We start from the raw sequence: 25,559 nt of genomic DNA, 5'->3' as shown, positions 1-25,559 counted from the left end.
AAGGGCCTCGGCCAGCATCAACCAGCCGAGGGGTTTGTCAAGAGAAACGCCGGTTGACGACGTAGTCAGCAAGCCACTGCCAGTAGTAGTTCGCGTTAATGAACCCCTGATCTTGAGCGGCCACGTCCTCCGCCTCTCGACGGGTCAACCCACCGTCAAACTGCGCTATGGCTGCCCGCTCCTCAAACGCCTCGATGTCTGGGGGGACGATCATGACGGCAGCCGTATCTGGTCGACGATGGCCCGCTTCTGCTCGTCAGAGATGCCAGCGGAATAGATACCGTAGGTGATCCCATTCTCTGACCGGGCTGACTTGTGCCCAACCAGTGATGCCGTCCAATGCTCAGGTACTCCTGTTCTTTCGCACTGAGTGATAAACCACTTGCGGGTAGAGTGGAAAACCAACCGATCCAGAGCTAACCAGCCTCGCACCCGAGCGAACCGCTTGGTCACAAGGTTGACGGTCAAGTCAGAAAACAGAGGCCCCTCAGCGGGCAGCCGATCAAACACAGCGTCCAGAGCAGAATGCAGCGGTATCAGTCTTTCCGCCGCATCGGTCTTCAGCAGGCGCACCGCGTTGGGTCTGATGTGGACGAAAGACCCTAGGTTGGCCTTGTTCACCAGATCAGCGCGAAGCAGTCCGACCGCCTCTCCCACACGCATTCCCGTCAGGAGACAGGTCAGCAGCACGGGTTGTAGCACCGGGTCATTGTGGTCCAGCAGGCGACGCACCTCGGCATCGGTGGGCACGGCGTAGGGTCGCTGGCGCACCTTTGGTTCGAAGCGGACCGAACGAAACGGATTAACCTCAAGCTGCCCTTCATAGACCAGCCAGTCGATGAAGTGGTTAACCTGAGACCAGATACGGCGCTGGGTGCGCGGCGTGATCGTTACGTTGGCTTGGTTGGAGAAGATAACCAACTGGGTCAGCGTCAGCCCCCGTGTTGTCTCGGACTTCCCGATAACTGGAGACAACTGCGCCACCAGCCCTAGGAACTCCTTGCCAACGTCGCGGTTCAGGTCGGTCACTGGCAGTCGACCATACTTGCTAAGGAATAACCCGACTGAATAGCGAACGCTCTTGAACCCGCTGGGTCTGAGTTGATTGCTTCTCAGGTCCAGATAGGTGCGCCCCACCTCCTTCACGGCGGGTACGGGTCGGCGCGCCTTGGCTTGAAAGGTGACGCCACCAGAGGCCTCCAGAGCGGCCCGTAGGTGACCTATTGCGTCGGTGGACGACTGAGCCCATGGCAACACCTCACTGGCGCTCTCTGGGCCAACTCCGAGACACTCGGTCACCGATCGGGCTTGAGATACTGTCTTCTCGAACTGGGCGTTCAGTTCAGCGGCCCGCGCCCTCGCAGCAGTCGGATCGCCCGTCTTCAGGGATTGTTTCAGGACGGGTTGGCCAAGAACCAGAGCAACGTCCTGCGGGTAGTGGCGACGGTAGAGCCACGTGTGACCCTTCAAGTACGCATACTTAATCTGAGCAGACATGCGTCTCCTCCTTTTCAGTTTTGATTGTGGGGGAAAGGGCCTAACCCTCGTGAACCTTCAGGATCAGATCGAACGACGGTTCGCCGTATTCGCCTGCCAGTGGTCCGGTGGTCGAGTAGCCGCCAACGCAGTCTTCATAGACTTCCGAGATGCGAAACAGGTGCTCTGGGATGTCGTCAAAGGCGTGGATGACGACCACGGTGCCTTCTTGCAGTTCCATGGCTCAATCGAACCAAGCAGTGAAGAACAGCGTCTGCGTGTTGCGGGGGGTCTTCGGTAGACTAAAGGGTTGGGAAAACATCTGAAACCTCCATCGATTGCTATCGATTTAGATACGTCGCTTTGCTCGGTTTGATCGGGCTGCCTTTGAGGCGCTCGGAGTGACTTTCGGCCCTAACCGGCCTTTCACCGCTACTGCAAAATGCCGCAGTGCAGCTCGTCATTGCGGCCATTCGTGCATTGAGCAGCATTTTGCGGCTGAAACGTCAGAGTGGCGGGACAAACCGGACTTGTGCAGGCTCAGCTTTTGCTCATGCAGCATTTGCTCGCGCGCGCGGCACAGGAATTTCAGCGGTGCAGCAATTTCCACCAAACCGGCCATTCAAATGGGCAAAAATAGATGGGAACTAAACCGTCCTTTCGCTGCGCTTTGCTTGAACTCGAAAGACGCGGACAAAGTACTCTTTTACCACATATGCTTGAAGGTCCGGTCTTGATGAATGCCGGTCGTTAAAAACCAACGCTGCTTCTATACAGTTTCACGAACTGCCGCCTCGACCTGCCCAAGCCGTTCTTTCCCAAAAAACATCTCATCACCGACAAAGAATTTAGGCACGCCAAAAGCACCCCGTGCCACCGCGTGATCTGTGTTTTCCATGAGCTTTCGCTTGATCTTGGGCTCCTGCGCGCGGGCCACGAAATGCGAACCATCCAGACCGTGACGGTCCATGGCTGCTACAAAAATTTCCGGGTCTGACATGTTTTCACCTTCTTCCCACATGGCCCGAAGTCCAGCTGCGATGTAGCTGTCCAGCTTTCCCTCTTCTTGTGCCGCAACAGCGCCACGCATCAGCAATACAGTCGTCACGGGGAAGTGCGGGTTGAAAACGAACTCCGTCAATGCATGCCGCTTGACAAACCGTGCGAACTCAAGCCGTTCATAGTTCAGTTTGTTGTTGATGTTGGAATAGGCAATCATGGGAGCCTGATTGTTAGTCAACTTGAAGATGCCGCCGAGAAGGCATGGCGTATAGCTGATTTTGGCACCCGCTTCTGCCGCTAACGCAGGCAAGACCTTGTGAGCGAGGTATGCATTGGGGCTGGCGAAGTCGAAAATAAACTCAATATCTTGCATGAGGTTCTCCTACCACTTTTCGGTCCAGGGGCGCATGTCCAGCTCGTGTGTCCAAGCTGTCCGGGGTTGATTGTGAAGCATCACATAGGTCTGTGCGATATGGTCAGGGTTCAGCAGTGCATCCTGATCGCGTAGATCATCAACGTTCGGCACGTTTTCGCGGATAAAGTTGGAATCGATTGCCCCATCTATCAACGTATGAACGACGTGGATATTTTTGGGGCCAAGCTCGCGACCCATGGACTGCGCCAGAGCGCGCAGGGCATGTTTGGCCCCTGCAAATGCGGAATAGCCGACGCCGCCTCGCATGCTGGCAGTCGCGCCGGTAAAGATGATTGTGCCTCGCTCGCGCGGCTCCATCCGTTTGGCGGCCTCACGCCCCATAAGAAAGCCCGCAAAACATGCCATTTCCCAGACTTTTCGATAAACGCGCGCAGTAGTTTCCTTGATCCCGAAGCGCACATTGGCTCCGATGTTGAACACCGCTACTTCCAACGGGCCAACTTCTGTTTCGATCCGATCAATCAAGGCGATCATTTCGTCCTCGTCGCGCGCATCGGCAGGCATGGCAACCGCATCACCACCACTGTCGCGGATGGACTGCGCCAATGCTTCTAACGCATTCGCATGCCGCTCCCTTCGCACCAGGCACACAGTCATGCCCTCGCGAGCAAAGGCCCGAGCGATGGCAGCGCCCGTGTCGTCCCCCGCACCAATGATCAAACATGTTTGTTTGCGTGACATCGCTCGCTCCCTTGCGTATCCAGATTCATTCAGTCTCATTTCGAGACTAAACTTATTTGGTCTCGAATGGCAACCAAAATAGTGATAGACGGATGAAAGGATCAAAGATGGAAACCGAGAATGGCGAACCAACATACTCAAACCTGCGGCATCGCGGCGATGATGAACATTTTCGGCGACCGCTGGACTTGGCTGCTCGTGCGTGAAGCCTTCTACGGCGCAAGCCGTTTCACTGAGTTTCAACGCAACACTGGTGCATCGCGCAATATCCTAACTGACAGGCTGAGCGTCCTTGTCGAAAACGGCATCTTTGAAACGCGCGACGTGGGCGTGCATGGGAAGAGGACCGCATACGGCTTGACCAAAAAAGGCCAAGCGCTGCTACCTGTTATGGTTGCCATGGGGCAGTGGGCGAATGCCTTTGAGTATGGCATAGGCAAGGAACCTGTCTTGCAGATAGACGGTGAGACCGGATCACCTCTACAAAGCCTGCGCTTTTTTGATGCTGACGACGTAGAAATTCCCTTGGAACGTTTGAAGCCCAAACCTGGCCCCGGCGCGAGCCAAGCCACTATACGTCGGTTGGCTCAGTTCTATGACGACCCGAATGCCCCTACAGTATAGAAAGAGGGAGACATTTGAACAACAATTGGGCTAAGGTTAGTTATCCCCAAAAAATGGTACATTCTTCGAAAAGCCGCCATTCGCACAGCGTGCAGCATCGGTCAATATGGGCTCCGTCCTGCCGACCGCTGCGGGAACCATGAAGGCCTGGTCTTGATTGGCGAACGGCAATAGCCGCACGCCAACTTCGTTCAGATGTCGATCCGTTCAGCAATGCTTAGCGCATCTTCCAGCTCAACGCCCAGATAACGCACTGTGCTATCGACTTTCGTATGGCCTAACAAAAGTTGCACGGCGCGGAGGTTCCCCGTCTTGCGGTAAATCTCCGCAGCTTTGGTTCGGCGCATCGAGTGTGTTCCGTATCCGCTGGGTTCCAGGCCAATCGCTGTAACCCAGTCACGAACAAGTCGACCATATTGACGTGTTGAGATATGCGGGCGGTCGTGGAAACGGCTCGGAAACATGAACCGGCACCCGATCATCTCAGGTGATCGCACCCACGCAATGACGGTATCTCTTGTGTTTTCAGTGAGTTCGAACTGAACGGGTTTCTTGGTTTTACTCTGGACTATTGAAACGCGTTCGCGAACGCGGTCATCTTTGACCAAATCGGCCACAGCGAGTTTGACCAGATCACAGCCGCGCAGTTTGCTATCAATCGCAACGTTAAACAGCGCAAGGTCACGAAGATAACCCGAAAGTTCAAGCCGCGCCCGGATGGCCCACACTTGTTTAGGCAGAAGGGGACGTTTTTGGCCGATGATCCGGCCCTTGTTCCAGGCTTTGTGTTTTGGGGTAACTGCGGGAAGTTGGACTCTTGGCATAATATGCCCTCCAATCCTCCCTCCAAACCCAGACATCAGCACCGCGCTGACAAAGAGAGCATAGCATCCAGCTGAATGGCCGTTATCCGAAGTTGTTGGAACCCTGTTTCTCTGCCAGTGCATTCGTCCGCACAGAGCCCAAAGTGTCGGATGCTGCACTTCGTCTGAATGTCCTCTTTCGTGGCGGATAACAGGTAAAGGGGTCGTGAAAATTTATTGCTGCGTAATTTTCTAAATTATGGAACACTGTCGTCAAATAGCCCGATATCCAATATACGGTATGAAAATTGAAAATAATAAGTGCCTTTCTTCTGATCTTAATGGTTGCAACTTTGGCAGGGTGTCTCCCCAAACAGACATATCGTGTTTATGAACGCTTGACCCTTCACTTTCAAACACCTGATGGACCGACTACGGCTTTCGGCGTTGGCGTTAAGACGTATAGATATTATTCGGAGCGTCTGCCACTTACCAACACGGAACTTACGTCCTCTTTCGGGGGTGAGGCCATCGTGATCGATTTCGGGCCAGAGCGCACAACGTTCGCCTTAATTCCGCGAGGCATTGGCCACGTTGTAGCATATGGGGCGTTCGATGCAGAGTATGACAAAGACCCGGCCGCCACTCTCGAAGCGCTCGCCCAGACACCAGACTTGTTTTCAATACGCAGTGTTCCAAAGCGATTTTGGCCGCAGTTGGTTGTGTTTGAAGATCCGTTGGATCCTCTCAGTGTGCGACGCGCAGAGCGAGATGATATTTTTCCAGAGAAAGACGGTGCGTATGCGCTGACGGGGGTAGAGATCGAAGTCCTTGATGAGACACCAACAACACAGAAAATCCTTGATATCCTGCCTTGGCTGACGACACTTCAAACGTCATCGATTGATGGGGTTGCCGGTGTCGTTTCCCTCGACCGTCCTCTCTCAAACAAGCTTTATGACAGGAATTTTATTCAAGAAAATCCCGAGTAAGTCTCGCGATAAGAAATTTGAAGTCGTTGCTACCGCCCAGCAAAGGAAACGACAGAAAGCGCAACCGGATCGAAATCATGTTCGGACGTCTAAAGGACTGGCGGTGCGTCGCCACGCGTTACGACCGAAGCCCCAAGGTCTTCCTTTCGGCCATCGCTCTCGTCGCAACCGTGATCTTCTTGTTATGTTTCCAGAGCCTAGCTATGAGTCAGTATCTGAATATTGGAAAATCGCTATTGCACTAACGATTATTAAAACGACTAGAGCAGCCGCTGAAGTCCATAATACGATCCACAAATCGGTCCATCCATCACCGTAGCATCCATTATCTACCAAACTACACCACCCGACAAGAATGGGCCCGTACAAAGCAGGCAGTGCAAACATGCTTACGACATACATAAGAAGACTTGAAAGGCTGCTGACGCCTTTTTGGGTTGCGCGCGATACTGCTAAGGGTGCGAGCGCTAGCAAAACTGAAACTAAAAGGATGGCCATATCCGTATCAACCTTATTCTATTAGGTACTTGATAAAGTGTATTCACCCATGTGATCTCGTGTTTTATGACACTTGAGTTCCTAGAATGATAGCTATGGAACTCACTTGGGGCTTAAGAATTATTAGCTTCAGCGTTTTTTTTCAGGGCAGGGCCAAAAAAATGTCAGGCCATTTGAAAGGGTAACGATGCGGACGCTACGTCGACATTCGCGTCATCGTAGCGAAGGTCCGCTTTGTCCCGCGACCTGTAAGTTCGCCGCTTGATCCATGCTGCCACCTGCACGAATGGCCGGTTGTTCTGCTGTGCGACAGCATGAAGTTTTTCGCTCATGCCGCAATTGTCTCGCTGCGAGCGCGCGCAGCACAAAAACATAACGGCCGGGTCGGGCTCATTCCTGCCATTAGCTGCTTTTGCACATCTTGTGATACATAGCGCTGTCAACGTCTGGTTGTCGCTGTGGGAGGGTATGGTGGATCGGAGGATACACCATGCAAACACCAAACTTACCGGCCATTCGCGCCCTTCGTCCCGCTTGGAACAAAGGTCGCATTGTCGGTCAAAAACTCCCTCTCAAGCCCAAACATGTCTGGGCCATCCGCGTTCGGCTCGAATTGGCCGAGAACCATCGTGATTTGGCTTTGTTCAATATGGCCATCGACAGCAAGTTGCGCGGCTGCGACCTCGTCCGAATGAAAGTCGTGGATGTTATGGCGTCAGGGCAGATCAAAGCGCGCGCATCTGTTCTGCAAAGCAAAACCCAAAAACCGGTCCGGTTCGAGATTTCCGAAGGCACCCGCGCCTCGGTGGCGAAGTGGATGGAAGATCCGTTGATGGTCGGGTCCGAATTCCTTTGGCCCGGGCGTTTTCACGAACGCCTGCACATCTCAACGCGCCAATATGCTCGGATTGTGCGGGATTGGGTGTCGTCGATTGGGCTGGAGGTCACCGCTTACGGCACTCATTCAATGCGACGCACAAAGGTCACCCAGATCTATAAGAAGACGGGCAACCTGCGTGCCGTTCAGCTTCTGCTGGGTCACACAAAGATGGACAGTACAGTGCGATATCTTGGCGTTGAACTTGAAGACGCCTTAGCAATCGCGGAAGCTATTGAAATTTAACCTAAATGGGCCGTTCAAAAAGGACGGCCCAAAGACGACATTGGTCCTACCCTCAGGATGCTGGGGCCGCAGCCCGCATAGCCGCCATTCGCGGCGCCGCTGAAAATATATGAAAGGCGATTTCACTGTCTGCGGGACAAAGCCTTCGTTCACCCTATTGGCTGCGACCGCCGCACCAGGCTCAAACCTACATCCGCGGCTTCGTCATTCGTGGCAACCCGGCAGCGAATTTGACGCACCACCGGTCAGGCTGGGGCTCGGATCGAACGCTGCTTCGACCTGGATCACCAAACATTCGCAGCTCCTGCGTTCTCGGACAGAGTCACCTTGGCTCATACATTGACGAGGCAATTCCGCCCGGAATTATAGGTTATTGGCCCAGTCTTGGAGAGAGTTGTTTCCGGTGGAGCGACTTCAAGAGACCTCGACAGTCCCTGCGGCACCTCGGGAAAAGGCATTCCCGTTTTCTGATGCACTGCCGCAAATTCAAGAAGGATACGGTCGTCTGTCATCTGGGTCAGAAACGGACCATCTTCATTGTACATGCCGACATCCCCGCGACTGATGCGTAGAATGGAAGACGAACTGCGGTTCCATCCCGCCATAAGATCCGCGAAAGCGGAAAACTGCCACACGTCGGTGCCTTTGGCGGCGTTCTGCGCCGCGCGAAGATAATTCTCGCTCATGAGAAAGCCGGCGATGAACTCGGCCACGGTTGCCCGGTCGCATTCGGGCCGGTCCAATAGCCAAAAGATGGCCGCAGCCCTGTCGGCGGTCAATTCATGCTGATCGGTGGCAATGGTGTGCCAAAGCCAGGGGTCGGGAGCGGCGCGCTCCAAGAGTGTCCGGAATGGCGTTTCGGGCACCGGAACACGCAGTTCCGCAGCGACACCGCTCCATTTGCGAGCCCGGTCATTTCGGGCCTTGTCCCAGACCGCCCGAAGTTTCGCCGTGCGGGCATCGTATCCCGCTTCAAAGGTTGCGCGATCCGCAGCACGCTTGGCCGACTTCACGGCAGCCTGAATGACGTTCCGCCAGCGGCGGAAGAACGTCACATCCTCCACCGTCGCGAGATAGGATGCGGCGCGCTTTTCGTTGGCCTCCAGGCCATAGGAAATGAGCAATTGGGCGCTGCGCATCTGACGGTCTGTCCATTCACTGTAGCTTCGGGGTTCAAGCCAGTCCTGTCGCAGTGCGGTTATTGCCTGAAACACGGCAACCTCCGATGATCGCTGCGCAGCGAGCATGGCGGGCCCCGCTTCGGTCGACCCGCCGGATGTCGCATTCTCCTGTCGAGCAGATGCCAACAGCCCCTCGGCCGCGCGCGCGATTGCACCGAGTTGGTGGATAAACGTTGTCCGCTCCGGTGCGTTCAGCCGCACGGACACATCACGGCGAAGCGAATCCGGACGACGTTTATCGGCGCGTTGTTGCCAGCGGCGCCCGATCAAGCGAAGCAGGAATGCATACCAAACGGGACCCAATCAACTATCCTTTTACCCTTCCACACCCAGAGCAACCTGTCGGGTTTTCCTAACGTCTGTCAAGGGCAGAGCAAAAGTGAGCCAAAGGGCAGCGTGAAGTATGACCGCTTTGGGGTTGGCAGGACTGCCGCATAAGCCTGCGCCAGCTGAGCTGCTGCCTCGGTCAAGAAGGACGGGCTGGCAGTGAGTAACAGCATGCTGCCCTCGGGGACATTTTCGAAGGCGGACAGGAAAATCTGCATGCTGGTATGGGCTCCATGGACTGACGATACAGACCAGAATCCAACAACACTTCAGACGCAACACCGTCCGCTCACAACCTCAGTTCCAAAAGCGATTCCCCTGGGAATCACATGCTAACCCCAAGGTCGGCTTTCGCATGGCCACAAGCTAAATTTCGCACGCACAGCGAAAGTCTGGAATCCGCCCATTTTGTTTGTAAAGCAGCCCCACCACCATCCCCCTCCGGAGCCAGCCCCCTCCCGAGACGTCAGCAGCCGTGGCAGACCGATGCAGGTGGCAGTGTAGTCGGACGGTGACCTGATGAATACGGGCAGTTAGCAGTGGTGAGCTAATGTCATCGGGAGCCCACAGCTTTGAAGCAGAGGGAGCGCTGAAAGCTAAGCGCTGGGCACCGTCGTCTGCACCACTACAGCCGCACCCGTCGCACCCAGTCGCCCCAGAAGCTGCCCCAGTTTCGGTTGGTAGCGGAGAAAGTTGATAGAGATCAGGGGGAGGCAAGGTTTCCTACCATCCCAGCCACTACTCTTCTCAACAGTGTTGTAAGAACCCGTGCCACCCGCTGGCGCTGCTTCTGCCCCAGTTTTCGCCCCAGTTGGCAGCGCAACCTATACGGGTGCATCGGGTGACCCCTCCCAAGGTCTGGGAGAGGTCGTGTGCATAGCCACAGGCCTAGAGCAGAGCCCTCCAGTCTACCCCGTTGGCCCTTCTATCGCGATCATCGTTCAGATTATCCCTCCTGTCCCCAATAGCTAGGTGGCGCGGATTAACGCAGCGGCGATTATGGCAAAGATGGCGGACGACCTGATCTCGATTGGTGGCAAGCCGGTTCAGAATGCAAAAAACAAACCGATAAGCACGATCCTGACCGCCTAGAAACCGCACCTTTCGAGGCTGCTCTGTGTCAGTAACCATGCAACCGTTTTCGTCCTCTTCGGTATCAGCCAGCAACTCATCTACCTTTGCTACGGCAGCTTCCTGATGTTCGTTCAAAAGAAGCTCATACCAAACCTGCGAACGATCCCGAACCCTAATGTGATGGGGCGCAATCATATGATTTCAACCTCGTCTTCGACCGGGCTGAGCGGTTCGTCGTAGCCGTCTGGCCCCGTCACCCGACCCTGTGCCACTTGGTAGTCTGGATGCACCCACACCACCCTCGCAAAGTCGACGCCACCCCACTTTGCCTTATGAGAGCGCCAACCTAACTCGTTCATCATATGAGCGATCCGGTTCGGGTTGACCTTCAGCTTTTCGGAGAACAGTTTGATCAAGTCAGCCTGAGGCAAAGCGAACTTTCCGCTTGCTGCTATCAACTCCTCAAGAGCCTGCTGGACGACTTGGCCCGATGCTTGGGTTAGACTCTTCATGATCGGCGTGTCGACCGCTGCGACATTCAGCGCATGAGGGTTGAAGGTGTTGGCCTGTCGATGCGCCATCAGAGCATTTCGCAACTTAGCGATATTTTCAGGAGACTTCATGTAATCGTAGAAAATCATCATGAACGCCTGAAACTCCTCATGATCTGGACCCGACGCATGGCCACTGTGATTGACATCGATCACGTAGAACCGGCGATCATCCGGCTCAATCCAGTGAGGATGGTGATTGGTGGTCATCAGGAACACACAGATATTCTGCAAGTTTTCGGTATTGGTGCCCTTACCTTCAACAGCGATTTCCTTCTCGGAGATCAGGGCTTTCACCTTGTTCCCGGCGTCGGTTCCTTGTGCCAGCTTCACCTCCTCACAGGTGATGAACTTACGGGTCAGGACTGTCTTGTTGAAGCGCCCCGTTAGCTTGGATACTCCGTTCAAGGGCATGGAGTTAGCATCACCGAAGAGAAGACTGAGCAGCCGCCCGAGAGTGCTTTTCCCCGTGCCCTTCGACTGGGAGTAAAGCAGAACCGCCCAAGTGGGCTTGTCGTCCTCATGCTGCAGGTTCCACGCCACCCAATCTTTGAATACCGCGCGGTCAACTTCCTCCTTGAAAATCCGCGCCAGTAACTCGTCAAATAGGGTGCAATCCGCAATATCCGTCTCAAGGTCGCGATAGGATGGTTTCTTCCAAGAGTTCAGTGAGGCCATGCCGTCATGCCAGACCAAGCTGGAGGTTCCTCCGGGCAAGCAAGCCTGCGTCCCATTCCATACCGAAACGGTTTCGTCTTGATCCGTATGAGTATCGTTGATGGCATGTTGGCAAACTGCTGACCAAAGCTCGTCAGTGATTTCGACTTCTGGAAAGGCCACCTTGACTTGGTGCAAGCTAACGCGCTTCACATCGGCAGCCGAAATAGCGACACCAGAATTTGCAATCTGGTAAAATTTATTATCCCGACGAACGAAGCGCTGGGCTATGTAGCGAGCGAGCTTCACCTTATCTTCTTCGTCATAGTTGTTTTCGCTTTTCGGGGCGATAGCGACTGGTCCCCCCTTGCGAGATGGCTTCAGCGCTGGGCTGGACGCAGGTACTGCATTTCCTAGCAGTCTGCGAGGTGCTGGTTGGTCGTTCATTTTCGTTACCTCTATTCAAGACAGAATCCGCCCTTTTGTTTCAGGGCGAAAAGTTTGATTTTTGGTGTCGAATGGTCAAAGAAAGACGAAATAGCGCTTCAAATAAGAAGGCGGAAATTTTGTTTTTTAGTGACCGCTTGACGTAGTGATAGGCATAGAGTCTTTGGCTAAAAAGCCAGCCCGTTCACTGATGAGTAAAGGAAGTCCCCTATTCATCTCCAGAAGCACGCGCCTAATCGTAGTTTTTTTACGCTTTGTCAAGTAGCCACCAATCGAGATCAGGTCGTCCGCCATCTTTGCCATAATCGCCGCTGCGTTAATCCGCGCCACCTAGCTATTGGGGACAGGAGGGATAATCTGAACGATGATCGCGATAGAAGGGCCAACGGGGTAGACTGGAGGGCTCTGCTCTAGGCCTGTGGCTATGCACACGACCTCTCCCAGACCTTGGGAGGGGTCACCCGATGCACCCGTATAGGTTGCGCTGCCAACTGGGGCGAAAACTGGGGCAGAAGCAGCGCCAGCGGGTGGCACGGGTTCTTACAACACTGTTGAGAAGAGTAGTGGCTGGGATGGTAGGATTCGAACCTACGATCTACTGTACCAAAAACAGGTGCCCTACCGCTAGGCCACATCCCATCACTGGGCGTTATTTAGTCTGGGTTTCGCGATGGTGCAAGACCTGAATGCAGAAAAAATGCAGAGTCTTGGGTGAAATTTATTCCTTTGCGGCATCTTCGGTCAGCAGGTCGCTTTCTGTCCCCGCGCGCTCCTGGTCAACGATCTGCTCTAACGCTTTCTCGGCATTTGCATCGACGTCTTGGGGTGTGGTTGATGGCGGGCTTGTCTGTGGGGCTTTGGGCTTTGACGGTGCCCCTGATACATGGTCGATCAATCGGTAAGTGGGTTCCGGCATGGCAAATCCGGCGCGGTCAAATGCTGCGATCACCAGGCGAATTGCCTCGCCTCTGGCGAGATTGATGCTGGTATCGGTTTGGTTCACCCAAGCGGCAAACTGCAGTGAAATTGTGCTGTTACCAATCGTTTCGATCCAAACGCTTGGCTCTGGCGTGTCGAGGACGAAGGGCAATGAAACCAGCGTTTCCAGACCAAGGGTGCGGGCGGCAGCGAAGTCTGTATCGGGGGCCATCCCCAGTTCGAAGGTAAAGCGGCGCTCGGCGTTGCGGGTGTAATTTACGATTCGGCTTTTGAACACGGTCGAATTGGGAATCCGAATGTGGTTGCCATCAAAGCTAAGCAAGATGGTGGCGCGGCTGGTCAGGCGGATCACATTGCCGGTGTCGCCGTCAATCTCGACGGTGTCATTGGGGCGAAACGGTTGACGCACTGAAAGCATGATGGACGCGATGAAGTTTTCGACCGTGTCGCGCACGGCAAAACCAATCGCCAGACCAGCGATCCCGGCTGCGCCCAAAATACCAGACAGCAGGGCAGTCGCGCCGACGATATCAAGGGCGAGAACCAAAGCGGCGACCACAAAGAAGAGCCGGATAATCTGCCGATAAATATCGGCGATGAATGCATTGGGCGCGATTCTGTCCCATGGCTGCCGCCGCCTTGCGATAAAGAAGCCCAGCAAGACGATGCTAACGAACACTGCCAATGCGATAGCTGCCAAAGGTAAAAAAGCGACAATCTGCGCGGCGCGGGCTTTGAAGCGGTCAAGGACGGGATCGAGGCGTTCGGTCACATCGGTAGTTTCCGTCACCTCGTTTTCGATCGCAACGACACCTTCAATGCGACCGACTAGGTCAGTCAGTTGCTTGGCCTTTTGCGCATCGACCGTGGTGCCGGTCAAAGTGACGATGCCAGCCGAAACCGTCGCAGTTACGTTCGCATACCCGTCCAGTTCGGCCAGAATGTCACGGATGCGCTTTGCTATGGCGCGGTCATCGCTGGCGCTGTCTTGGACGGCAATCGTGCCGGTCGGTTGACCGCTGGTATCCTGGGCCGCGGCCCCCAAGGGGATCATCAGGCAAAGCACCAAAGCTAGATATCGCATCATTTATCTCCCTAAGTCGGTCCTGTCCGGCACTGCTCGGCGCACACTGGAATTTTTGAAAATTCCGGTCTGCGCCGCGCTGTTACGCTGAACAATCGATCAATATCGCGCCTGTCCGGGCTCCGGCTTCGACAGCCTCGTGGGCGCGTATTGTGTCGGACAGAGGGAATATCTGTTCGACGGGGCACTCCAAGGCTCCTTCGGCCAAAGCCTGATGGACCTTGTCGATGGCGATGCGGCGTTGTGAGTCTGTCAGAAGATAGACCAGAATAATATCTATCGTGACCGCTTTGAAAAGCAGGGGCAAAAACGGCAGGGTCGGGGTCATTTCCTTGGCCGAACCATAGGCCGCAATGCGACCGTTTGGTTTGATCACTTCTGCATCCAGCCCGATGTTCACGCCGAACTCCACCTCGATCACCGTATCGACCGGCTTGCCGTTGTTCGCGGCCAGCACCTGTTCCAACAGGTCGGGCGAGGCATAGTCCAGCACCACATCAGCCCCGGCTTTGCGGGCGCGGCGTGCGCCGTCTTTGCCCGCAGTTGCAATCACCCTTGCGCCCGCCCATTTGGCCAGTTGCACGGCCAGATAGCCGACGGTGCCAGCCCCGCCCTGAATCAGGATGGTCTGGCCTTTCACATCTTCACCGTTGAAAATCGCGTGGCCGGCTGTCAGCGCAGGGATGCCAAAGCTCGCGGCGGCCTCAAGCGATACATCATCGGCCAGATCGACCGCCTGGGCCGACGGCAGCGCGATATGGGTTGCTGCTGTGCCAAAGGGACGTTGCCACTGGCCGTTCCAGATCCAGACGCGCTGGCCGATCCGCGCGCGATCGACGCCTTCGCCAACCGCTTCGATCACGCCGGCACCATCGCTGTGTGGAATAACCTGATCAAAGGGGGGCTTTGTCATCCCGGGTCTGCCGCGCCGCGATTTGACGTCAGAGGGGTTCACGCCCGAAAAGGCAAGCCGCACCAGAACTTCGCCTTGGGCCGGGGTGGGGGTCTCAAGCTCGACCAGCTTTAGGACATCGCGGGCTTCGCCCAAGGTGGAATAGGTAATCGCGCGCATAATACTGTCCTTGTGCTGTCAAATTTCAGCGGACGGTATGTCCGCGACCCTACCCTAGTCGCGGATCTCTTGGGCGCCAACGCCCCATAACCGCGCCTTGGGTGCCCAGCCTTTGTATCCGTCGGCGCGTAAAAAGCACCATTCAAGACTGCATTCACCAAGCCGCGCAATGGCACCGACCTCGAATTCGGCGGCAACGGGTGCATTCGGATCGGGGCGCACCAGCAATTTCATCTTGTCTTGCTCGATCAGCACGGTGCGTGTCCCCGACAGCAGCGAATAATGTACCCAGCCGCCCATGCCGTCACGGTCTTCGACGCGGCGCCAGTGACCGTGTTCAGCCGTAATCAGCAACGGCATATCGCGGTGTTTGAAGACCCAGTCGATCCTGTGTGTCAGGGACGGGCCGCGGCGCACGTTGCCCTCGGCGGCCTTCATCGACACGAAACGGGGAACAGGCAGGTTCGTCACCTGGCCAAGCTCTGCTGCTGCAAGAACCGTGCTGAAAGCTAATGGAATCGATACAAGCGCACCCATCAGGGCGATGCGGAACTTCGGTGTCATGACAGCCTGCTTGATGTTTTGTGGTTGATTTATTGCTCTTTTACGCCGCGAAGTTCTTGTGCCTCGTCGCCGCTTGGGACACCATGCCATCAAGCAAAGCGCAAAGCCAGATTTGGGAGGCTCAAAATGTCAAAGCAACCGCTAAGTGTTGTAGTCACGCGACGGTTGCCGGAGGTCGTGGAGAAGCGATTGTCGGAACTTTTCAAGGTGACATTGCGTGAAGATGATACGCCAATGACACGCGCCGAACTGGGCGAGGCCATGAAAACAGCCGATATTCTGGTGCCCACGGTCACGGATGAAATCGACGCGGCCCTGTTGGGGCAGGCGGGTGATCAATTGAAATTGATCGCAAATTATGGCGCAGGGGTTGACCATATTGATGTGATGACAGCCCGCCAGCGCGGGATTCTGGTGTCCAACACGCCCGGCGTTCTGACAGATGATACGGCCGACATGACCATGGCGCTTATTCTGGCCGTGACCCGCCGCATGTCCGAAGGTATGGCGCAGATGCAATCTGGCGACTGGAAGGGCTGGGCCCCGACGGCGTTGCTGGGGGGGCGGGTCAGCGGCCGCCGTTTGGGTATTCTTGGCATGGGCCGTATCGGTCAGGCTGTGGCGCGCCGTGCGGCTGCCTTTGGGATGCAGGTGCATTATCACAACCGCCGCCGCTTGCGCCCCGAGGTCGAAGAAGCCCTGGGGGCCACCTATTGGGAAAGCCTGGACCAGATGGTCGCGCGTATGGACGTGCTCAGCATCAACTGCCCGCATACGCCGAGCACCTTTCACCTGATGAACGCCCGCCGTCTGAAATTGATGAAGCCGGAGGCGGTGATCGTGAACACCTCGCGCGGCGAAGTGATCGACGAAAATGCGTTGACGCGGATGCTGCGGGCCGGCGAATTGCAAGGTGCCGGTCTGGATGTTTACGAGCACGGGACCGACATCAACCCGCGCCTGCGCGAGATGGATAACGTGGTTTTGCTGCCGCATATGGGATCGGCCACATTGGAAGGCCGGATCGAGATGGGCGAAAAAGTCATCATCAACATCAAGACATTCGAAGACGGCCACCGCCCGCCGGATCAGGTTGTCCCGTCGATGCTGTAAATCTTCTCTCACGGAGGGAGCCTTCCCATGCGTATGACCCTTACTGCCCTTGCATTTCTTATGGCCAGTGGGGCGCTTGCGCAGCAGGCTGCCGATAGCGTCGCCCCCGAGGCTGCCAGCAGCGGCGCGTTCAATGCGATGTCGCCCGGGGTGGCCGCTGCCTTTGCCGCCAAGGATGCGGGCAAGCCGGTGGTGGCGGAAAACTGGATGGTTGCTGCCGCCAACCCTCATGCCGTTCAGGCCGGTGCGGATGTATTGGCAAAAGGCGGCACAGCGGCGGATGCGCTGGTGGCAGTTCAGGCGATGCTGGGTCTGGTCGAGCCGCAAAGCTCGGGCCTTGGGGGCGGTGCGTTTCTGGTCTGGTATGACGCGGGCAGCGGGGACATCACCACATTGGACGGGCGCGAAGCAGCGCCTTTGGCCGTGACGCCGCAATTATTCCAGAACGACGCAGGCGAGCCGCTCAAATTCTTTGATGCCGTTGTTGGCGGGCGATCCGTCGGCACCCCCGGCACGCCCGCCTTGCTAGAGACCGTGCATCAACGTTGGGGTGCGCTCGACTGGGGAGACCTGCTGGCACCCGCCGCAGCGATGGCGGAAACGGGTTTTACAGTGTCGCCGCGCCTTGCGAGTCTTGTTGCGGCTGACGCGGAACGGCTAGGATCATCCCCTACAGCGGCGGCGTATTTCCTGCCCAACGGTGCCGCCATTCAGGCCGGTGATACGCTGAAAAACCCCGATTATGCGCAGACTTTGACAGCTATGGCGGCAGGCGGTGCAGGGGCCTTTTACACCGGTGATATCGCGGCGGATATTGTGGCTACGGTTCAGGGCGCGACAGGCAACCCCGGCGTGTTGTCCCAAGTCGATCTGTCGATCTATCAGGTCAAGGAACGCCCGGCCGTTTGCGCCCCCTACCGTGCGCACGAGGTCTGCGGGATGGGCCCGCCGTCATCAGGCGCATTGGCTGTCGGGCAAATTCTGGGGCTGCTTGAAGGCTATGACCTAAGCGCTGGCCCCAACGATCCCAACGTCTTGCGGCTGATCGGCGATGCCTCGCGCTTGGCCTTTGCCGATCGGGGCCGCTATGTCGCTGACAGTGATTATGTCCCTGTGCCGGTGCAAGGTATGCTGGACCCGGCCTATCTGGCAGAGCGCGGCAAACTGCTGTCTGGTGATGACGCGCTGCCCGAAGTCGCCCCCGGCAAACCCGCATTCGATCACGCCTTGAACCGGGCCGATGACATGGCGATTGAACTGCCCTCGACCTCGCATATCTCGATTGTGGATGGCATGGGGAATGTGGCCAGCATGACCACGACGATTGAAAACGGGTTCGGCAGCCGCCTGATGGTGCGGGGGTTTCTGCTGAACAACGAGCTGACTGATTTTTCGTTCAGCAGCCATAAAAACGGTATCCCGATCGCCAACAGGGTAGAGCCGGGCAAGCGGCCCCGTTCGTCCATGGCACCGACAATCGTGATGAAAGACGGCAAGCCCGTGCTGGCCGTTGGCAGCCCCGGTGGCAGCCGCATCATCGGGTATGTCGCAGGCGCGATTATTGCGCATCTCGATTGGGGTCTGGACGTGCAGCAAGCCGCAAGCTTGCCCCATGCCGTGAACCGCTTTGGCACCTATGATCTGGAAGAGGACACGGAAATGGCGGTTTCGGTCGACGCTTTGGAAAACCTTGGCTACAAGACATCCACGCGGGCGCTCACATCGGGCCTGCACATGATCGCCATCGGTGACGGTCTAAGCGGCGGTGCAGATCCGCGCCGCGAAGGCATCGCCCTTGGTCAATAACCAAGGGACGAACAGATATGGTACAGCCGACAGACCTGCCTAGAAACGAAACCGGAATCGCCACCGTTTTGGGGATCTTGAAGCAGCAATTCGCAGAGCAATTCCAAACCGGACAAGCGATCCGCGAACAGCATGGCCATACAACGACCTGGATCAAGAACCAGTCCCCCGATGCGGTGGTCTTTGCCCGCTCTACTCAGGATGTGGTCGATGCTGTCAAAGTATGTGCCGCGCATAAGGTGCCGGTCATTGCCTTTGGCACCGGAACGTCACTTGAGGGGCATGTGAACGCGCCCGCCGGTGGGATTTCGATTGACCTGTCGCAGATGGACCGCGTGCTGGAAGTGAATGCAGGTGATCTGGATTGCCGTGTGCAGCCGGGCGTGACCCGCGAGGCGCTTAACACCCACCTGCGCGATCAGGGGCTGTTTTTCCCGATTGATCCGGGTGCCAACGCATCCCTTGGCGGGATGACGGCGACGCGGGCATCGGGCACCAATGCCGTGCGCTATGGCACGATGAAGGATAACGTGATCGCGGTCGAAGCCGTTATGGCCGATGGGTCGGTTATCCGCACAGCACAACGCGCGCGCAAATCGTCAGCCGGCTATGATCTGACACGGCTGATGGTCGGGTCCGAAGGCACGCTTGGGATCATCACGGAAATCACCTTGAAATTGCAGGGCATCCCCGAGGCCATCAGTTCGGCGCGCTGTTCGTTCCCCACGGTCGAGGCCGCCTGCGAGACGGTGATGAACGTCATCCAATACGGGCTGCCCGTCGCGCGGATCGAGCTGCTGGATGCGATGGTTGTCAAAGCGGTCAATAGCTATTCCAAACTGTCGCTGCCCGAAACGCCGATGCTGCTGCTGGAATTCCACGGATCGGATGCGGGTGTGGTCGAGCAGGCCGAAACTTTCAGCATGCTGGCCGAGGAAAACGGTGGATCGGATTATCAGGCGACCACCACGATGGAGGAACGCAACAAGCTGTGGCAAGCGCGTCACGACGCCTATTGGGCGATGCTGGCGCTGCGTCCCGGCTGCAAGGCCGTGGCGACCGATGTTTGTGTTCCGATCTCTCGGTTGGCCGATGCGGTGGGGGCGGCGAATGACAAGGCCGCCGAATTGGGATTGATCGCGCCGATTGTCGGCCATGCGGGGGATGGCAATTTCCATGCGTCCTTGTTGCTGGACATGGACAACGCGGACGAGGTCGCGCGGGCGGAGGAATATGTGAGCTGGTTGAACGGTTTGGCCATTTCCATGGATGGCACTTGTACCGGTGAGCACGGGATCGGGCAGGGCAAACGGCCCTATCTGGTGAAAGAGCTTGGCGATGCGGCGGCGGTCATGGGAATGATCAAACGCGCGTTGGACCCCGACAATATCATGAACCCCGGCAAGATTCTTCCCGCGTGATCCAAAGGACGCGCTCACGCGCGACATGATGTTTGCCCCTGCGTCCCGCAGGGGCGTTTGATGCCTCCGGCGGGGATTTAATCCCATTTGGAAAGGGTTTGCGGGGTTGGTTTTTCGGGCCGCGTCGCATTTGAGCTGTCATGGGTCGGCTGGGCTGTGCGTTTTATGCTGGGGCTGTTAAATATCGGCGCAACCCTTAGTCCGGCGGAGCATTGGATTCATGAAAACACACGTCAAAGCATTGGTTGTCGGCGGCGGTGCCGTCGGAACTTCGATCGCGTATCATCTGGCCCGCGCAGGCTGGGACGATGTCATGTTGCTGGAGCGCGACGAGCTGACCAGCGGGTCGACGTGGCATGCGGCGGGCCTGTTGCCCTATTTCAACATGTCCTATGCCACGACGCATATTCATGATTATTCGATCAAGTTTTACAAAACGCTTGAAGAAGAGACCGGGCTGAATGCGGGCTTTGCGGTTGTGGGCAATTTGCGCATGGCGCAGACCGACGAGCGTATGGATGAATATATGCTTTATGCCGCCACAGCCGAGACCTGTGGGGTGCCCTATGAGTGGCTGACCCCTGATCAGATCAAGGCGAAATGGCCGTTGATCCGCACCGAGGATTTAAAAGGGGCGATCTATCACCAGACGGATGGCTATATTAACCCTGCCGATGTGACCATGGCGATGGCCAAGGGTGCGCGCCAGCGCGGCGTTGTGATTGAACGTAAATGGCAGGCGGATGCGTTTCACTGGAACGGTGAGGCGTGGGAAGTGACGGTGACCAAGATGGTCGAGCGCGGCGGCAACCTTGTGCCGTCGGACGAGCAGGTCGTGATTACCGCAGAGCATGTGGTGACCGCATCGGGCAACCACGCGCAGCGCACCGCCAAGATGCTGGGCATCAAGATGCCGGCCATTCCGGTCGAGCATCAGTTTATTGTCATGGATCAGGACCCCGAGTTGGTGAAATTCCGCAAGGGCGAGGGCAATGTCGAACATCCGGTTATTCGCGACGCTGATGCGCAGTCTTATGTCCGCGAGGAACGCGGTGGCTGGATCTTGGGTGTCTATGAGAAACACGCGCCGGCGCGGTTTGAATATGGCGTGCCGGACAGTTTCCGTGCCGATCTGTTCCAGCTGGATCTGGACCGGATCGAAGACCAGTATATGGCGATGAACCACCGTATCCCGTCGGCTGAAAGCTGCGGGTTGAAGGATGATTTCAACGGGCCGATTTGCTATACGCCTGACGGCAACCCGCTGGTGGGGCCAGCACCGGGCCTGCGCAATATGTGGCTGGCCGAAGGGTTCTCGTTCGGGATCACGGCGGCGGGCGGTACCGGCTATTATCTGGCGCAATTGATGGTGAACGGCGAGGCCGACATCGACATGGCGTCGCTGGACCCCAAACGCTATGGCGACTGGATGACCACGGAATATGCCGCGCGCAAGAACGAGGAAGCGTATGAGCATGTTTATATCCTGCACCACCCTGACGAAGAGCGCCCTGCGTGCCGCCCGCTGCGCACATCGCCTGCCTATGACCGTCAGGCCGCACGGGGGGCGCAGTTTGGTCATGTGAACGGCTGGGAACGCCCCAACTATTACGCGCCCATGGGGTTCAACGATCACGACGCGCGGTCTTTCCGGCGCGGGGGCTGGTGGCAATATGCGGTTGAGGAAGCCAAGGCGATCCGCGAGGGCGTGGGCCTGATTGATGCAACGGCCTTCACCAAGCATCTGGTCAAAGGGCCGGGTGCCACGGAATTCCTCAACTGGTTCACCTGTAACAAGCTGCCCTCGGTGGGCCGGATCAACCTGACCTATGCGCTGACCGGCCACGGCACGACCCGCACGGAATATACCATCGTGCGTTTGGCCGAGCATGAATATTACCTTGTTTCGGCCGGTGCCTGGACAGCCTATGACAGCGACTACCTGCGCAAGGCGATCGAGGATAAGGCACCTGAATTCGGCTATATCGAATGCCATGACGTGACCACGCAATGGGGCGTTTTCGCCATCGCGGGGCCGAAATCGCGCGATGTGTTGAAAGAGATCGTCAAGGACGCCGACCCCGAAACCGTGCTGTCCAACAAGCGGTTCCCGTGGCTGACCATGCGCAATATCGAATTGGGCATGGTGCCGGTGCGCGCCATCCGCGTCGCCTATACTGGTGAACTGGGCTGGGAACTGCACCACCCGATCGAGATGCAGAACCACCTGTTTGATCTGCTGGAAAAGGCGGGCGAAAAGCACGGGATGAAGCTGGTTGGCGCACGGGCGCAAAACTGGCTGCGTCAGGAGAAATCCTATCGCGCATTTGGCACCGAATTGGGCCGTGATGCGACCCCGCTTGAAGCGGATCTGCCGCGCTTTGTCGACTTGTCCAAAGACTTCTATGGCAAGGATGCGATGCAGGAACATGGCATTCGCGCGCAATGCGTGACCGTGTTGATCGACGGGCCGGATGATGCTGATCCGTGGGGCCGCGAGGTACTGTATCATGGCGACACACGTGTTGGGCGTCTGACCTCGGGCGGGTATTCGGTGGCTTTCGGGAAATCCATCGGCATGGGCTATGTCAAACCGGAACAAGCGTCCGTCGGGACCAAGCTGAAGGTCAAGATGTTTGACCAGCTTTGGGATGCTGAGGTGGTTGAAGACAGCCCCTATGATCCGAAAAACGCAACGATCCGGATGGACGGCTGAGCGTCTATTTCGGGCACCAGCTTTGCTGGTGTCTGTTGCAAAATCAAAGGCCAGCCGTGTTTGATACGCGGCTGGCCTTTCGCGTTTTACCGCGGTTAACGCACCTGCCGTCGGGCCAGCCAGCTGTCCCAACTTGCAGCGCTGCCTGAATAGACGTTGATATCCAGATCACCCAAGGCACCGGGGACGCGGCCGGTGCTGGTGTATTGCCAGAACGTCCAACGCTCGCTCGGGTATTTCTCGGACGGATGGGCGGCGGTCGAGCGCAGCCAGAATTCGACACCGCGCAGGCGGCCCATCTGGTTTTTCTCGTAAAAATCGGGCGTGGTGTAAATGACGGGTTGCTGGCCGTAATGCGCCTTTAGGATGCGCAGGAAGGTTTGTGTGTGGCGGCGCACGGTTTCAGCGGGCGGGCGCAGGGTGCAGGTTGGCGAAAACGGGTTCCATTCCATGTCCAGCACGGGGGGCAACATGCCGGGGGTCTTGGGGACGTTTTGGATGAACCAGCGGGCCTGAACCTGCGGCGTGGTGCAGAAATAATAGAAATGATAGGCCCCGCGCGCCACGCCTGCGCGACCTGCGCCCTGCCAGTGATTGGCAAACATCGGGTCCAGCAAATCGCCGCCTTCGGTCGCTTTGATAAAGGCAAAGTTGACGCCGTTTCTGCGCGCCTCGCCCCAGTTCAGCGGGCTTTGGAAACGGGCGACGTCAATGCCATGCACGGCATAGCTTTGCGGGGTGCGGCCTGTCCACTCATGGGGTTTACGATCACTGAAATTCGCCGATGTAACAGTGCCAAGGGGGACCGACACTTGCGGTGTCCCACACGCGGCAAGAGCAAGGGCGGTTAGCACGGCAAGGATGCGGAGCGGCGACATTGTCAGGGCTTTCTGGCCAGGGTGCCAAAGCGGTTGGCGGGGCAGGGCGAGGCCTGCGCCGGGGGGTGTTTTACGGTCATGGGCGCAGCCTGTCTGGCCGCAATGCAGCGACAGTTTCACGAGACAGCGGCGAGGTGCGTCCGAAGGTCAAATCGGCCACCAGTTGCGAGGCCGCAGGGCTGGTTTGGAACCCGTACCCGCCCTGGCCTGCGCACCAGATGAAATCGGCATGATCGGGATCAGGCCCCAACACGAGGGTCCGGTCGGGGGCAAAGCTGCGCAAACCGGCCCATGTTGAAATCGGCTTGGTCAGCGGGATGGCGACCATGTTCTGATAGCGCTCCAACCCTTCGGCCAGCACCATATCATCGGCCCATGCGTCATGGGGTTCGACCGGGTCTTCGTCAGCCGGTGAAATGATCAGCGCGCCCGCGTCAGGTTTCGCGTACCATGTTTCATTGACGCCAAAGAACATCGGCCAGCGCGCGGGATCATGCCCGCCGGGGGCCGCAATCCGCGCCATCGACCGCCGGTGCGGCACAATCCCAAGCGGCGGGACACCTGCCATCACCGCAATCTGGTCGGCCCATGCACCGGCTGCATTGACGATCTTTTGCGCGTGCAGTTTTTCACCGCCGGTTTCAACCTCCCAGCCCGATGGGCCATGGCTGATGGCGGTCACAGGATGACCCGTTCTGATGGTGCCGCCGTTGCTGCGCAGGGTCTTGGCGAAATCCTGCATCAAACGGTCCGTGTCGATGTCATGGGCATCGGCATGATAGCCCGCAGAGGCAACCTTTTCGGGGTCCAGCACCGGCACCATGGCCAGTGCCTCCTCCTTGGAAATCCGGCTGAGACCCATTGTTTTCAAATCGGCATCAAGGGCCGCTTCCTCGTGTGTGTCCGCGATAATCATCAAACCGCGCTGCGTCAGATACCCGCCATTCGCGTCATTCAGATAGCCGACACTGGCACGGTTCAGTGCCTGCACCGACGGGGCACCGTAATTCTGTTCAATCAACGCGGCAGATCGACCCGAGGCGTGATAGCCAAGCGCCTTTTCCGCCTCGATCAGGGTGACCTGTGCATCTGCCGACAACCGTGCCGCCGCAGAAATGCCAGCAATGCCGCCGCCGATTACGATGATATCTGTCATGACTGTTCTTCAATCCGGTCTGTCGCTGGGGGCGGGGTCGGTGAAAGGGCTGTGATCTTGGCGTAAAGATCGGCAGGCATGTCAAAGGTCATCGCTGCCAGGGATGGTGCCAGTTGTTCCGCCGACCGGGCCGAGATGATCGGCGATGGCCCCGTGGGATGGGCCGCAACCCAGGCAACAGCCAGCGTCGCAGGGTGAACCCCCATTTCAGCGGCGAGATCGGCCAACCCTGCGGCGGCCTGATGCATCACATCGGGCGCATAGCGCGCGGCATAGCGGTCATCCTGGGTCAAACGGCCAGCCTCGCCCTTGGCGTATTTACCGGTCAGCAAACCACCCCCAAGAGGGGAATAGGGCGCGACAAGAATGCCCAGATCATCGGCCATCGGCAGGATTTCAACCTCGGCCTGCCGTTTGACCAGATTATACATCGGCTGGATCACGGCGATATCCAGATCGAACTTGGCTGCGATCCCGGCGGCCTTGACGACCTGCCACGCGGCAAAGTTTGACAGTCCGATGTGACGGATATGGCCCGCAGCCTTCATTTCGGCAAAGGTTTCGAATGTCTCGTGCATGTCTGTATCGGGGTCAAACCGGTGCAGGTACAGCACATCAAGCGTGTCGAGCTTCATCCGGCTGCGCGACGTTTCGCAGGATTTCAGCAGATTGGCGCGGCCCGATCCCCCGTCATAGGCAGCCTTGGTCGCGATGATCAGGTCATCGCGGTGTGCGCCGAGAAAACTGCCCAGCAGTGTTTCGGATGCCCCGCCCGTATAGACATGGGCCGTGTCGAAATGGGTGATCCCTGCATCAATACAGGCATCGAACATGGCGCGCGATGCATCGGCATCTGCGCGCCCGCCAAATTGCATGGTGCCAAAAGCAAGGCGGCTGGCGGGGGTGCCGTTGGGGCTGGTCAAGGTATGTTTCATCCT

At 57.3% G+C, this 25,559-nt stretch carries 23 protein-coding genes, 1 tRNA gene and 1 pseudogene; 9 read left to right on the top strand and 16 right to left on the bottom strand.

Annotated features, from left to right (window positions below):
* Positions 1–37 precede the first annotated feature (37 nt).
* The 5 genes from ACSQ13_RS13255 to ACSQ13_RS13235 all read right to left on the bottom strand — a co-directional run bounded on the left by ACSQ13_RS13255 (position 38) and on the right by ACSQ13_RS13235 (position 3,595).
* Positions 38–214: a hypothetical protein gene (locus ACSQ13_RS13255; RefSeq protein ID WP_295511048.1), complete on the bottom strand. Its 177-nt coding sequence runs from the start codon at positions 212–214 to the stop codon at positions 38–40.
* Complete coding sequence (locus tag ACSQ13_RS13250; protein ID WP_295511050.1) at positions 211–1,497, bottom strand: DUF6538 domain-containing protein; 1,287 nt, start codon at positions 1,495–1,497, stop codon at positions 211–213. Before ACSQ13_RS13250 ends, ACSQ13_RS13255 begins: the two co-directional genes overlap by 4 nt.
* Before the next feature lie 40 nt (positions 1,498–1,537).
* Positions 1,538–1,717: a hypothetical protein gene (locus ACSQ13_RS13245; RefSeq protein WP_295511053.1), complete on the bottom strand. Its 180-nt coding sequence runs from the start codon at positions 1,715–1,717 to the stop codon at positions 1,538–1,540.
* A 528-nt stretch (positions 1,718–2,245) separates the two neighbouring features.
* Positions 2,246–2,851, bottom strand: a complete 606-nt coding sequence (locus ACSQ13_RS13240; RefSeq protein ID WP_295511055.1) for a 2-hydroxychromene-2-carboxylate isomerase — start codon at positions 2,849–2,851, stop codon at positions 2,246–2,248.
* A 9-nt stretch (positions 2,852–2,860) separates the two neighbouring features.
* A complete protein-coding gene (locus tag ACSQ13_RS13235) occupies positions 2,861–3,595 on the bottom strand; it encodes an SDR family oxidoreductase (protein WP_295511058.1) in 735 nt (244 codons plus the stop codon).
* Between the two features lie 120 nt (positions 3,596–3,715).
* On the opposite strand from ACSQ13_RS13235, the gene ACSQ13_RS13230 reads away from it, so the two are divergent.
* Positions 3,716–4,219, top strand: a complete 504-nt coding sequence (locus ACSQ13_RS13230; protein WP_295511061.1) for a winged helix-turn-helix transcriptional regulator — start codon at positions 3,716–3,718, stop codon at positions 4,217–4,219.
* Positions 4,220–4,410: 191 nt separating this feature from the next.
* On the opposite strand, the gene ACSQ13_RS13225 is transcribed toward ACSQ13_RS13230, so the two are convergent.
* Positions 4,411–5,043, bottom strand: a complete 633-nt coding sequence (locus tag ACSQ13_RS13225) for a tyrosine-type recombinase/integrase (RefSeq protein ID WP_114877653.1) — start codon at positions 5,041–5,043, stop codon at positions 4,411–4,413.
* Positions 5,044–5,555: 512 nt separating this feature from the next.
* On the opposite strand from ACSQ13_RS13225, the gene ACSQ13_RS13220 reads away from it, so the two are divergent.
* From ACSQ13_RS13220 to ACSQ13_RS13210, 3 genes and pseudogenes are all read left to right on the top strand, one after another.
* Entirely contained in the window at positions 5,556–6,014 is a 459-nt protein-coding gene (locus tag ACSQ13_RS13220; protein ID WP_295511066.1) for a hypothetical protein, read from the top strand.
* Positions 6,015–6,070: 56 nt separating this feature from the next.
* Positions 6,071–6,259, top strand: a pseudogene (locus ACSQ13_RS13215) (transposase); the annotation flags it as partial.
* 743 nt (positions 6,260–7,002) lie between these two features.
* Positions 7,003–7,635, top strand: a complete 633-nt coding sequence (locus tag ACSQ13_RS13210) for a tyrosine-type recombinase/integrase (protein ID WP_295511069.1) — start codon at positions 7,003–7,005, stop codon at positions 7,633–7,635.
* 332 nt (positions 7,636–7,967) lie between these two features.
* Here the strand turns inward: ACSQ13_RS13210 and ACSQ13_RS13205 are convergent, their stop codons facing one another.
* The 3 genes from ACSQ13_RS13205 to ACSQ13_RS13195 form a co-directional block, all read right to left on the bottom strand.
* A complete protein-coding gene (locus ACSQ13_RS13205) occupies positions 7,968–9,119 on the bottom strand; it encodes a hypothetical protein (RefSeq protein WP_295511072.1) in 1,152 nt (383 codons plus the stop codon).
* 912 nt (positions 9,120–10,031) lie between these two features.
* The gene (locus tag ACSQ13_RS13200; protein ID WP_435988252.1) at positions 10,032–10,274 is read right to left on the bottom strand and encodes a hypothetical protein; all 243 of its coding nucleotides are present in this window, start codon (positions 10,272–10,274) and stop codon (positions 10,032–10,034) included.
* A 134-nt stretch (positions 10,275–10,408) separates the two neighbouring features.
* Complete coding sequence (locus ACSQ13_RS13195) at positions 10,409–11,872, bottom strand: primase-helicase family protein (RefSeq protein ID WP_435988112.1); 1,464 nt, start codon at positions 11,870–11,872, stop codon at positions 10,409–10,411.
* Between the two features lie 210 nt (positions 11,873–12,082).
* On the opposite strand from ACSQ13_RS13195, the gene ACSQ13_RS13190 reads away from it, so the two are divergent.
* On the top strand, positions 12,083–12,286 hold the full coding sequence (locus ACSQ13_RS13190) for a hypothetical protein (RefSeq protein ID WP_435988251.1): 204 nt from the start codon (positions 12,083–12,085) through the stop codon (positions 12,284–12,286).
* A gap of 150 nt (positions 12,287–12,436) precedes the next feature.
* Here the strand turns inward: ACSQ13_RS13190 and ACSQ13_RS13185 are convergent.
* The 4 genes from ACSQ13_RS13185 to ACSQ13_RS13170 all read right to left on the bottom strand — a co-directional run bounded on the left by ACSQ13_RS13185 (position 12,437) and on the right by ACSQ13_RS13170 (position 15,531).
* Positions 12,437–12,511, bottom strand: a tRNA-Gln gene (locus tag ACSQ13_RS13185).
* 79 nt (positions 12,512–12,590) lie between these two features.
* A complete protein-coding gene (locus tag ACSQ13_RS13180; protein WP_367268355.1) occupies positions 12,591–13,898 on the bottom strand; it encodes a mechanosensitive ion channel domain-containing protein in 1,308 nt (435 codons plus the stop codon).
* Positions 13,899–13,977: 79 nt separating this feature from the next.
* A complete protein-coding gene (locus ACSQ13_RS13175; protein ID WP_295511175.1) occupies positions 13,978–14,967 on the bottom strand; it encodes an NADPH:quinone reductase in 990 nt (329 codons plus the stop codon).
* Between the two features lie 54 nt (positions 14,968–15,021).
* Positions 15,022–15,531 carry an SH3 domain-containing protein gene (locus tag ACSQ13_RS13170; RefSeq protein WP_176248230.1) on the bottom strand — a complete coding sequence of 170 codons (510 nt, stop codon included), beginning with the start codon at positions 15,529–15,531 and terminating at the stop codon, positions 15,022–15,024.
* Positions 15,532–15,657: 126 nt separating this feature from the next.
* Here ACSQ13_RS13170 and ACSQ13_RS13165 point away from each other — a divergent pair, with 126 nt between their 5' ends.
* The 4 genes from ACSQ13_RS13165 to ACSQ13_RS13150 all read left to right on the top strand — a co-directional run bounded on the left by ACSQ13_RS13165 (position 15,658) and on the right by ACSQ13_RS13150 (position 22,587).
* The gene (locus tag ACSQ13_RS13165) at positions 15,658–16,644 is read left to right on the top strand and encodes a 2-hydroxyacid dehydrogenase (RefSeq protein WP_176248231.1); all 987 of its coding nucleotides are present in this window, start codon (positions 15,658–15,660) and stop codon (positions 16,642–16,644) included.
* 27 nt (positions 16,645–16,671) lie between these two features.
* Positions 16,672–18,450: a gamma-glutamyltransferase gene (ggt, locus tag ACSQ13_RS13160; RefSeq protein ID WP_295511178.1), complete on the top strand. Its 1,779-nt coding sequence runs from the start codon at positions 16,672–16,674 to the stop codon at positions 18,448–18,450.
* A gap of 17 nt (positions 18,451–18,467) precedes the next feature.
* A complete protein-coding gene (locus ACSQ13_RS13155; RefSeq protein WP_295511180.1) occupies positions 18,468–19,871 on the top strand; it encodes an FAD-binding oxidoreductase in 1,404 nt (467 codons plus the stop codon).
* 220 nt (positions 19,872–20,091) lie between these two features.
* The gene (locus tag ACSQ13_RS13150; protein WP_295511182.1) at positions 20,092–22,587 is read left to right on the top strand and encodes a GcvT family protein; all 2,496 of its coding nucleotides are present in this window, start codon (positions 20,092–20,094) and stop codon (positions 22,585–22,587) included.
* Positions 22,588–22,682: 95 nt separating this feature from the next.
* Here ACSQ13_RS13150 and ACSQ13_RS13145 read toward each other — a convergent pair whose 3' ends face one another.
* The 3 genes from ACSQ13_RS13145 to ACSQ13_RS13135 form a co-directional block, all read right to left on the bottom strand.
* The gene (locus ACSQ13_RS13145) at positions 22,683–23,465 is read right to left on the bottom strand and encodes a glycoside hydrolase family 25 protein (protein WP_176248334.1); all 783 of its coding nucleotides are present in this window, start codon (positions 23,463–23,465) and stop codon (positions 22,683–22,685) included.
* Positions 23,466–23,541: 76 nt separating this feature from the next.
* Positions 23,542–24,621, bottom strand: a complete 1,080-nt coding sequence (locus tag ACSQ13_RS13140; RefSeq protein ID WP_295511186.1) for an NAD(P)/FAD-dependent oxidoreductase — start codon at positions 24,619–24,621, stop codon at positions 23,542–23,544.
* Entirely contained in the window at positions 24,618–25,556 is a 939-nt protein-coding gene (locus tag ACSQ13_RS13135; RefSeq protein ID WP_295511189.1) for an aldo/keto reductase, read from the bottom strand. The genes ACSQ13_RS13140 and ACSQ13_RS13135 overlap by 4 nt, the downstream gene beginning before the upstream one ends.
* Positions 25,557–25,559: the final 3 nt, after the last annotated feature.

It is taken from the genome of Sulfitobacter sp. SH22 (genome assembly GCF_965641905.1).
Lineage (GTDB): Bacteria > Pseudomonadota > Alphaproteobacteria > Rhodobacterales > Rhodobacteraceae > Sulfitobacter.
This window is presented reverse-complemented; position numbering and strand designations above follow the sequence as displayed.